The sequence below is a fragment of the Streptomyces hokutonensis genome, assembly GCF_042751305.1.
Lineage (GTDB): Bacteria > Actinomycetota > Actinomycetes > Streptomycetales > Streptomycetaceae > Streptomyces > Streptomyces hokutonensis_A.
This window is the reverse complement of the sequence record NZ_JBHYWD010000011.1, coordinates 294,271-303,946: the sequence shown is the minus strand read 5'-3', so window position 1 is coordinate 303,946 and position 9,676 is coordinate 294,271. Positions and strand designations below refer to the sequence as shown.

Below are 9,676 nucleotides of genomic sequence, written 5' to 3'. Positions count from 1 at the left end.
GGCAGGGACCGTGGTCCCTGCCCGCCCGACGCGTCCATGGTTCATGGCTTCCCGGTCAGAGGTGCTTCGGTGCGGGCGGCGATGTCCTCGGCGGTGACCCCGGGTGCGGTCTCGACGAGCGCGAGGCCGGCCGGTGTGACGTCCAGTACGCCGAGGTCGGTGATGATCCGGTGGACGCACCGCTCGCCGGTCAGCGGCAAGGTGCACTCCTCGACGATCTTGGGAGTGCCGTCCTTGGCGGTGTGTTCCATCAGGACGATGACGCGGCGGGCGCCATGGACGAGGTCCATGGCTCCGCCCATGCCCTTGACCATCTTTCCGGGGATCATCCAGTTGGCCAGGTCACCAGCGGCGGAGACCTGCATGGCGCCCAGGATGGCGGTGTCGATGTGGCCGCCGCGGATCATCCCGAAGGACAGGGCCGAGTCGAAGAAGGAGGCCCCGGGCAGGACTGTGACGGTCTCCTTGCCGGCGTTGATCAGATCTGGGTCGACCTGGTCCTCGGTCGGGTAGGGCCCGGTGCCGAGGATGCCGTTCTCGGAGTGCAGCACGACCTCCACGCCGACCGGCAGATGGCCGGGAATCAAAGTGGGCAGACCGATGCCGAGGTTGACGTACGAGCCGTCGGTGAGTTCGGCGGCTGCGCGGGCGGCCATCTGGTCGCGGGTCCAGGCCATCAGGGTCGTACCGTCCTCTTCTCGATCTGCTTGTCGGCCGCCTGTTCAGGAGTGAGGGCAACGATCCGCTGGACGAAGACGCCCGGCAGGTGGACCTCGTCGGGGCTCAACTCACCGGGCTCGACCAGCTCTTCGACCTCGGCGACGGTGGTCCGCCCGGCCATCGCGGCGAGGGGGTTGAAGTTGGCGGCGGCGCGGCGGAAGACCAGGTTGCCGTGGCGGTCGCCGCGCCAGGCCCGTACGAGGGCGAAGTCGGTGGTGATGCCGTGCTCGAGGACGTGCGGGCGGCCGTGGAAGTCGCGGGTCTCCTTGGGAGGGGAGGCGACGGCGACCGAGCCGTCGGGGGCGTACCGCCAGGGCAGACCGCCCCGCGCCACCTGCGTTCCCACTCCCGCCGGGGTGTAGAAGGCGGGGATGCCCGCGCCGCCCGCGCGCAGCCGTTCGGCGAGGGTGCCCTGCGGCACCAGCTCCACCTCCAGTTCGCCGGACAGGTACTGGCGGGCGAACTCCTTGTTCTCGCCGACGTAGGAGCCGGTCACCCGGGCAATGCGTCCGGCGGCCAGCAGCACGCCCAGCCCGCGCCCGTCGACGCCGCAGTTGTTCGACACGACTTCGAGGCCGGTCGCGCCCTGCTCGTGCAGGGCCCGGATCGCGGCCTCGGGTACACCGCTGAGTCCGAAGCCACCAACGGCGAGTGACGCACCGTCGGGGATGTCGGCGACCGCCTCGGCCGCGCTCGCGCGGACCTTGTCCATGGGTGGGAGGGCCTTTCTGCTGCTACTGGTGGAGGGCGTCGGAGATCGACTTGACGCCGCCGTGCGCCGTGAGGCCTCCGTCGACCGGGATCTCGGCGCCGGTGATGAAGGACGACTCGTCGGACAGGAGGAAGACCACGAGCGGGGCGACCTCCTCGACCGTGCCGGTGCGGCCGAGTGGCGTCTCCCGGACGTTCGCCTCTCGGAACGCGGGCGCCGCGGAGGCGGTCATGTCCGTCTCGATGAAGCCGGGATGGATCGTGTTCAGCCGGATGCCGCGGGGTCCCAGCTCCATGGCGGCGGTCTTCGACAGACCGCGCAGGGCCCACTTGCTGGCCGTGTAGGCGACCGGGTAGTGGCCGGTGAGCGCGGCGGACGAGCCGACGTTCACGATCGAGGAGCCGGGCGGCATCAGCGGCGCCAGGTGCTGGATGCCCAGCAGCGGGCCGGTGACGTTGACCGCGTGGACCCGGGCCATGTCCTCGGGGCGTACCTCGTCGATCCGGGCCCGCCAGGTGACGCCCGCGTTGTTGACCAGGCCGTGCACCTGCCCATACGCCTCACGCAGGTCGGCGGCGAGTTCCGCCCAGTCCTTCTCGCTCGTGACGTCGAGACGGCGGCAGCCGGGTGCCTGCGTGACGTCGGTGGCGATCACCCGGGCGCCCTCGCGGGTCAGCGCCTCGGCCTCCGCGGCGCCCTGGCCACCGGCCGCGCCCGTGACCACGACGACCCTGCCGAGGAGCCGTTTGGGATGGAGATCGGTCATGGCCGCTCCCTCGTGCGGCGTCGGGCGACGGGAACGGCCACGGGGTCCGGGCCGGCCACCACGGTGTTGGAGACGGAACCGATGCCTTCGACGGTGAGAGTGACCGTGTCGCCGGGCTTCAGGGGAGGCGGGGACTGCTCACCCCGTACACCCCACAGCTCGGCGAGGCAGCCGCCGTTGCCGCAGGTCCCGGAACCGAGGACGTCGCCGGGGCGGACGACGGTCCCGCGTGAGGCGTAGGCGACCATCTCCTCGAAGGTCCAGCTCATGTTGGACAGCAGATCCTTGCCCACGACCTCGCCGTTGATCTCGGCGGTGAGCGCGAGGCGCAGGAACCCGTCCGCGTCGCGGTACTTCCCCAGCTCGTCGGCGGTGACCAGGTAAGGACCCAGCGTGGTGGCGGTGTCCTTGCCCTTGCAGGGGCCGAGGCCGACCTTCATCTCGGCGGACTGCAGGTCCCGGGCCGACCAGTCGTTGAGGACGGTGTAGCCGACGATGTGGTCGCGGGCCTGCTCGGGGGTGAGGTCGCGGCCCTCCTTGCCGATCACGGCGGCGACCTCCAGCTCGAAGTCCAGCACGCTCGAACCCGGCGGCATGGGGACGTCGTCGCCCGGGCCGTACATCGCATAGGGGTTGCCGAAGTAGAACGTCGGGGCCGCGTACCACCGCTCCGGTACTCCGGCAGCCCCGTCCACGGACCGCCGTACGCCCTCGACGTGTTCCTCGAAGGTGACGAAGTCACGCACGGTGGGCGGCTGGAGCGGTGCCAGCAGGCGTACCTCGGAGACGTGGGGGCCGGCCGGGACGTCGAGGGTCGCGGAGCCCGCGTCGAGCAGTTCGGGCAGACCGCCTCCCTCGACGAGCAGGCCGGTCAGTGAGCCGACACCGGGCAGGGGGTGGAGCGTGCCGTCCTCTGCGACGACGGCCACCTGGCGTCGGTTGCGGTACTCGTACGTGGCGAAACGCATGGCGGTTTCCTGTCGGCTGTCGGCGTGAGGGGTGGGCACGAAGGCCGGGGGCGCGGCAGGGGAGTCAGGGCAGTGACAGGGTCACCGCGCCCCCGGGGACTCAGGGCTTCGCCGATCAGACCGGCGGGGCGACGAAGACGCCGCGATCGGGGTCGTTGAAGGACTCCTTGGTGACCAGTTCGTTCATGGGGTTGGCGGTGCCCCACTGGTCGGTGACCTCGGGCTGGGAGAAGTCGTACACGTGGGGGTGCCAGGTGTCCTCGTCCAGTTCCTCCAACTCCGTCGTGTACTCGACGGTGTTGCCGTGCGGGTCGAGGAAGTAGGTGAAGGTGTTGTCGCCCGCCATGTGCCGTCCCGGACCCCAGATCTTGCGGGCGCCGGAACGGATGACCCGGCCGGAGCCGCGCATGTACTCGTCGATCCCGCGCATCTCGAAGGAGATGTGGTGCAGGGAGGTGTGCGGGCCCTTGGCGATGGCCATGGAGTGGTGCTGGTTGCTGATCCGCATGAAGTGCATCACGTCGCCGATGTGAGGATGGCCGAGCGTGTCGGACAGCCGGAAGCCGAGGTGCTCCTCGTACCACGCCTTGGTCTTGTCCAGATCCGGCGAGTTGAGGACGACGTGCGACAGCTTGACCGGGATCGACTCCTTCTCCTCGATCCTGCGGTGCTGCCGGACCGCCACGTCGGCCGAGACCTCGATGGTGCGGCCGTCGACGTCGAAGAAGCGGAATCCGTAACCGCCGCCCGGGGTGTCCACCTTGCCCGGCTGCGAGATCAACTGGACGCCACCGGCGAGGAGTTGCTCGGCGAGCGTGTCCACGTCGGCCGCTGAGGCGGCGCCGTAGGAGACGAGGTCGAGGCGCTTCTCGTCGGCCTTGCGCAGCCGGACGACGTACTGCTCGGGAGACCCTTCCGCGGCCAGGAAGGAGATGCCGGAGTCCTCGGCGACCTTGGTCAGGCCCCAGACGCCGGCGTAGAAGTCGAGTTGCTTGTCGTAGTCCGGCACGGCGAGGTCGACGTGGCGGAGGTGGGTGAGCAGGCGGTTACTCATGGGGGGGTCCTCCTCAGACCAGGTTGAGCAGCGCGGCAGCGTTTCCGCCGCGGACGGAGTGGAAGTCGGTGTCGGGCAGGTCCGCGGCGCGCAGCGCGCCGAGCGGGTCGTCGGTACCCATGTCGAAGGGGAAGTCGGAGCCGAGCAGGACCCGTTCCTGGCCGACCGCTCGCAGCAGCTCCCGCAGGACGTGGGGGTCGTGGACGAGGGAGTCGAAGTACAGCTGCTTCAGATAGCTGCTCGGTTCCCGCTCACAGCCACGGGCGTCGGGACGGGCCCGCCAGGCGTGGTCGGAGCGGCCGATGTGGGTGGGCAGGTAGCCGCCGCCGTGCGCCGCGATCAGCTTCAGGCCCGGATGGCGGTCCAGGACACCGGAGAAGATCAGGTGGGAGAGGGCGACCGCGTTCTCGGTGGGCTGGCCGACGGTGTTGGACAGGTACCAGCGGTCCAGGCGCTCGTCGAGCGTGCAGCCGAAGGGGTGCAGGAAGAGGAAGGCGCCTGTCTCCTCCGCACGGGACCAGAGGGCTTCGTACGCCGGGTCCGACAGTTCGCGGCCGGGCGCGTGCGAGGAGATCTCCACGCCCCGCAGCCCCTGTTCGAGTGCGTGGTCGAGCAACTCGACCGCGAGGTCGGGATGCTGGAGCGGGACCAGGCCCAGGCCGTGAAGACGGTCGGGAGCCTTCGCACAGTGTGCGGCGGTGCCCTCGTTGGCCAGCCGGCAGACCTTCTCGGCCAGTTGGGGCTCGGCCCAGTAGTGGTAGTGGGACGGCGAGGGGCTGACCAGCTGGATGTCCACGCCCTGCGCGTCCATGGCCGCGAGGCGCACCGCGGCGTCCGTCAGCTTCGGCACGCGCGCCCCGACCATCGGACCGTTCACTGCCAGGGCCGCCGGGCCGTTGCGGCGGGCGTCGAGGGCGCGGGCCTCGGCGAGACCGGGATGATCGGCGACGGCCTCCTCGACCTCCGGGAGCAGGAGGTGGGCGTGGACGTCGATGGTCGGCGCGGAGGATGCGGTGGTGGTCACGGGCGCTCCTTGAGGAGGTTCATGGTGCGGCCGACCAGCCCGGCCATGTCGGCGTCGCGCACGCCGTCCAGCTGCCACTGGCCGATCTGCATGGACGCCGCGACGACGGTGCGCACCCGGGGGATGCGGCGGTCGTGGTAGGCCCGGAGCAGCTCGTCGTCCCAGTCCCGTCCGCTGGTGAGCAACTCGGCGAGGACGAGGGCGTCCTCCAGGGACATCGCCGCGCCCTGGGCCAGGGTGGGCGGGCAGCAGTGGGCGGCGTCGCCGATCAGCACGACCCGGCCTCGGTGCCAGGACCCCTCCACCAGCAGGTGGTCGAACCAGGTGTAGTTGACCTTCTTCGGGTCGGTGATGTGCTTGGTGATCTCCGGCCAGACCCCGCCGTAGCTCTGCGCCAGGCTGCGCATCTCGTCGGCGTAGGTGGCCGGGGCGATCGAGGTGCGGTCGCGGCACCCTTCGACGACGTACGCGTAGATGGTGTTCTCGCTGGTGGGGCAGTAGCCGGCGATGTAGGCGGGGCCGCCGTAGGCGAGGTCGGTGCGCGTCACGCTCTCGGGCCGCGGGGCGGCGATGCGCCAGATGGCCATGCCGGTCGGCTCGGGTTTGTCGGTGATGCCGATCGCCGCGCGGGTGGCTGAGTTGAGACCGTCGGCGGCGATCACCAGGTCGTATCTGCCCTCGCTGCCGTCGCTGAAGCGCACCGAGACGCCGTCGGCGTCCTGCTCCAGCGCTTCGGCGGTGGTGCCGAGACGAACGTCGGCGCCGGAGGCGCGGACCGTGTCGATGAGGATCTGCTGCAGCTGGGGGCGCTGCATGCCGAGGGTGGCGGGCAGGTCCTCCCCGCCGGTCTGGATGTCCTCGGCGACGAACAGGACGGTGCCGTCGGGGGTGGTCACGCCCAGCGAGCCGAAGGCGTATCCGGAGGCTTTCACCTGTTCCCACACGCCGAGTTCGCGCAGGACCCGCAGGGCGTTGCCCTGGAGGGTGATGCCGGAGCCGGTGGTGGCGTTCCAGTCCGGCTTGGCCTCGATCAGGTCGACGGCGATGCCGGCGCGGCGCAGCAGGATGGTGATGGCGTTGCCTGAGGCACCCCCGCCGATGACCAGGACGGTGGGTGTGCCCCCGGCTGGAGGCTGGGGGAGAGTGCGGCTGTCAGCCATGTCGGGGATTCCTCCCGGGTTGGGCCGCGCGACTTCGGGCGGCGGGGGCTGCGGCTCGCCCGCTGCGAGAGCGGGCCAGAGGTGGGGACGGGGGTGCGGGGCCGGATGCGCCGCTGCTGTCCGGGGAACGGCGCATCCGGCAGTTGTGCGGGTTACTTGACGGCGATCGGGTTGACCGGGGAGCCGACCGCTCCGGTGATCGGGAGGGGAGCGGCGGTGAGCCAGAACTCGTACACGCCGTCGTCGGCGCAGTCGGCGGCGAGTGCGTCGAGGTCCCACATCTCGCCGATCAGCAGGCCCATGTTGGGGATGACGACCTGGTGCAGCGGCTGGAAGGCGCCCTCGAACTCGTTGGGACGGACCTCGAAGCCCCAGGTGTCGGTGGCGATGGCGGCGATCTCGCTGCCGTGCAGCCAGCCGGCGGTGGTGAACGACAGGCCGGGCGCGGGGCCGCCCGCGTAGTCGCCCCAGCCGTCGCGTCTTGCGCGGGCGAGGTGTCCGGTGCGGACGAGCACGATGTCGCCGCGGCCGACGGTCACCCCGTGGGCCTCGGCGGCCCGGGTGAGGTGCTCCTCGGTGATGGCGAACCCGTCGGGCAGCTCGCCGTCCGTGCCGACGACCTGGCCGACGTCGAGGAGCACGCCGCGTCCGGCGACGTGCGGCGCCATGTGCTCGATGCCGGTGACGAGGTCGCCTTCGGAGGTGACCACCTTGGCGGCGCGCCGCCCGTTCCAGGCGAATCCGTGGTCGAAGATGTGGCCGAGTCCGTCCCACTGGGTGGAGCACTGCAGCGGCATGGCGATCACGTCGTCGGCGCCGCCGATGCCATGTGGGAAGCCTTGGTTGCCCAGTGCCGCGTCGGTGCCCGTGTCGAGCATGGTGTGCACCGGGTTGGTCCGCCGGCGCCAGCCCTTCTGCGGGCCGTTCATGTCGAAGCGCTGTGACAGCGAGAAGCTGACTCCTCGTCGGACGAGGGCGGCGCCCTCGCACCGCTTGGCCTCGTCGAGGAAGTTCAGCGTGCCGAGCACGTCGTCCTCACCCCAACGCCCCCAATTGGAGTACGCCTTGGCGGCCTCGGCTATCGCGCCCTCCGGGTCGCGGCGGTCCAGGCTCATGCCGTTCCCTCCGCGACACAGCGGGTGCGCTGCACGCCCAGACCGGTGATGGAACCCTCCATGACGTCGCCGTCGCGCAGCAGGCGTCCCCAGTGGATGCCGTTGCCGGCCGGACTGCCGGTCAACACCAGGTCGCCGGGCAGGAGTTGAGCTGTCTGTGAGGCGTACGACACCAACCGTGCGACCCCGAAGAGCATGTCCTTGGTGGACTCGTCCTGCATGGTCTCGCCGTTCAGCTTGAGCGTGACCCACAGGTCACCGGTGTCCTCGATCGACTCGGCCGGTACGAGCCACGGGCCGAGCGGCGTGAAGCCGGGAGCGTTCTTGCTGCGCAGCCAGTCGGTGCCGATGGCCTTCATGTCCCGGCGGAACACGGTGGCGCGGTCGGTGAGGTCATTGGCGATGGTGTAGCCGGCGACGTACTCCAGGGCCTCCTCGACCGTCACCTGGTAGGCGGGCTTGGCGATGACGGCGGCCAACTCCAGCTCCCAGTCCGGCTTTTCGGCCCAGGCGGGCAGGACCACGTCGTCGTACGGGCCGGTGATCGCGCTCGGCAGACCGATGAACACGTACGGCAGGTCCTCGGCGGCCCGGCGGTCCATGACCGCGGCGATCTCCTCGCGGGCCTCCTCGACCGTGCGCGGGTCGTCCGGGGAGCGGTGGGCGACCTCCAGGTCGATCACGTGCTGCCGGTAGTTGGCGCCGGACTGGAAGATCTGCCGCGGCTCGATGGGGGCGTGCACCCGCAGGCCCTCCAGTGGCCGCCAGCCGAGGGCGTCCTCGTCCGCCAGGACGCGCAGGACGGGCAGGGCCTCCTCCCACCGCTCCACCACGGCGCGCACGCTGGACGGTGCCCAGGCCAGGACATTGCTCAAGTCGAGTACCCGGCCCTTGGCCAGGAGGCCGGGAAACGGCTCTCCGTCCTGAGTGGAGAACGCGCCGAGCGCGAACGGGCCGGCAGGTTGCGCGAGCGTTGCCATCTGATTTCCTCCTGCTGGGTTGCGGTCTACTCTGGCCTCGATCGGTTAATCACGGAAATCAATCCTGTGGATGTGCCGAATCCATGACATGGATGCCTCTCGCTTGCTAGGTGGTTGCCCGGTGAACCTGTCCCGACTCGACCTCAATCTGGTCCTCGCCCTGCGCGCGCTGCTGGAGGAGCGCAATGTCACCCGGGCCGGCGAGCGCATTGGGCTGAGCCAGCCGGCTATGAGCGCCGCGCTGTCCCGGCTGCGCCGCCATTTCGACGACGAATTGCTCGCCCGCACCGGCAACGCCTACGAGCTGACTCCGCTCGGAGTGGCCCTGAGGGATCGCAGCGCCACCGCGTGCGACCTGCTGGAACGGGTCTTCGCCAGCCAGGCCGACTTCGACCCGGCGGCGGAGAGCCGGGAGTTCACCCTGCTCGCCTCCGACTACGGCGCCGCCGTGTTCGGTGCCGCGCTCGCCCGCACCCTGCACGAGGAGGCACCCGGCATCCGGCTCACCTTCCAGCACCCGGCACCGTCCGTCGTGGAGAACACCGCCACGGTGCTGAGCACCGTCGACGGACTGCTGATGCCGCACGGCGTCATCGACGGCTTGCCCGCCGTCGACCTCCACCAGGACCGCTGGCTGTGCATGGTCGCCGACGACCACCCCGAGATCGGTGACGAACTCACCCTTGACCAGCTGGGGCGTCTGCCCTGGGCCGTCTACCAGCGTCCTTACGACGCCCCGGCCGCCCGCCAGCTCAGCATGATAGGGATCAGTCCCCAGGTGGAGGTGTCCGTGCAGACCTTCCAGCTGCTGCCCCACATGGTCGAGGGCACCCGCCGGATCGCGATGATCCAGGAGCGCCTGGCGCGCAAGGCGGTCCGCTCCGCCGCGGTGCGCGTCCTGCCCTGCCCGTTCGAGGCGGTACCGGTGCGGGAGGCGATGTGGTGGCACCCGGTGCACACCCAGGACGCCGCCCACATCTGGCTCCGCCGGAAGGCCGCGGAGGTGGGCGCGACGCTGGCGGGCAACGGCTACGGCAATGGCAAGGGCCCAGGGAAGGCCGTGCCCGTCGACCAGAACGCGGGGGGGGGCGGGGGGCCGCGGGGGGCGGGGGGCCCGCGCCCGCCCCCCGCCCCCGCCCCCCCCCCCGCGGCGGGGGGCGCGCCCCCCCCCCCCCCG

Annotated in this window: 9 protein-coding genes and 1 pseudogene; 1 reads left to right on the top strand and 9 read right to left on the bottom strand. The window is 70.9% G+C overall.

All coding sequences use genetic code 11. The annotated features are described in order from the left end of the window. Window positions 1–41: 41 nt before the first annotated feature. From ACFXC1_RS28840 to ACFXC1_RS28800, 9 genes are all read right to left on the bottom strand, one after another. Complete coding sequence (locus ACFXC1_RS28840; protein WP_381247586.1) at window positions 42–677, bottom strand: CoA transferase subunit B; 636 nt, start codon at window positions 675–677, stop codon at window positions 42–44. After that, window positions 677–1,432 carry a CoA transferase subunit A gene (locus ACFXC1_RS28835; protein WP_381247584.1) on the bottom strand — a complete coding sequence of 252 codons (756 nt, stop codon included), beginning with the start codon at window positions 1,430–1,432 and terminating at the stop codon, window positions 677–679. Before ACFXC1_RS28835 ends, ACFXC1_RS28840 begins: the two co-directional genes overlap by 1 nt. A gap of 22 nt (window positions 1,433–1,454) precedes the next feature. Further along, a complete protein-coding gene (locus tag ACFXC1_RS28830) occupies window positions 1,455–2,198 on the bottom strand; it encodes an SDR family NAD(P)-dependent oxidoreductase (protein WP_381247581.1) in 744 nt (247 codons plus the stop codon). After that, the gene (locus ACFXC1_RS28825; RefSeq protein ID WP_381247578.1) at window positions 2,195–3,166 is read right to left on the bottom strand and encodes a fumarylacetoacetate hydrolase family protein; all 972 of its coding nucleotides are present in this window, start codon (window positions 3,164–3,166) and stop codon (window positions 2,195–2,197) included. Before ACFXC1_RS28825 ends, ACFXC1_RS28830 begins: the two co-directional genes overlap by 4 nt. Window positions 3,167–3,281: 115 nt before the next feature. Continuing rightward, a complete protein-coding gene (locus ACFXC1_RS28820) occupies window positions 3,282–4,220 on the bottom strand; it encodes a VOC family protein (protein WP_381247575.1) in 939 nt (312 codons plus the stop codon). A gap of 13 nt (window positions 4,221–4,233) precedes the next feature. Continuing rightward, window positions 4,234–5,244, bottom strand: coding sequence for an amidohydrolase family protein (locus ACFXC1_RS28815; RefSeq protein ID WP_381247573.1), 1,011 nt, complete (start codon window positions 5,242–5,244; stop codon window positions 4,234–4,236). Beyond that, the gene (locus ACFXC1_RS28810; RefSeq protein WP_381247570.1) at window positions 5,241–6,404 is read right to left on the bottom strand and encodes an FAD-dependent oxidoreductase; all 1,164 of its coding nucleotides are present in this window, start codon (window positions 6,402–6,404) and stop codon (window positions 5,241–5,243) included. Before ACFXC1_RS28810 ends, ACFXC1_RS28815 begins: the two co-directional genes overlap by 4 nt. Window positions 6,405–6,556: 152 nt before the next feature. After that, on the bottom strand, window positions 6,557–7,519 hold the full coding sequence (locus tag ACFXC1_RS28805) for a cyclase family protein (RefSeq protein ID WP_381247568.1): 963 nt from the start codon (window positions 7,517–7,519) through the stop codon (window positions 6,557–6,559). After that, window positions 7,516–8,499, bottom strand: a complete 984-nt coding sequence (locus ACFXC1_RS28800) for a fumarylacetoacetate hydrolase family protein (RefSeq protein WP_381247565.1) — start codon at window positions 8,497–8,499, stop codon at window positions 7,516–7,518. Before ACFXC1_RS28800 ends, ACFXC1_RS28805 begins: the two co-directional genes overlap by 4 nt. A gap of 121 nt (window positions 8,500–8,620) precedes the next feature. Here ACFXC1_RS28800 and ACFXC1_RS28795 point away from each other — a divergent pair. After that, window positions 8,621–9,529: pseudogene (locus tag ACFXC1_RS28795) on the top strand (LysR family transcriptional regulator); the annotation flags it as partial. Window positions 9,530–9,676 lie beyond the last annotated feature (147 nt).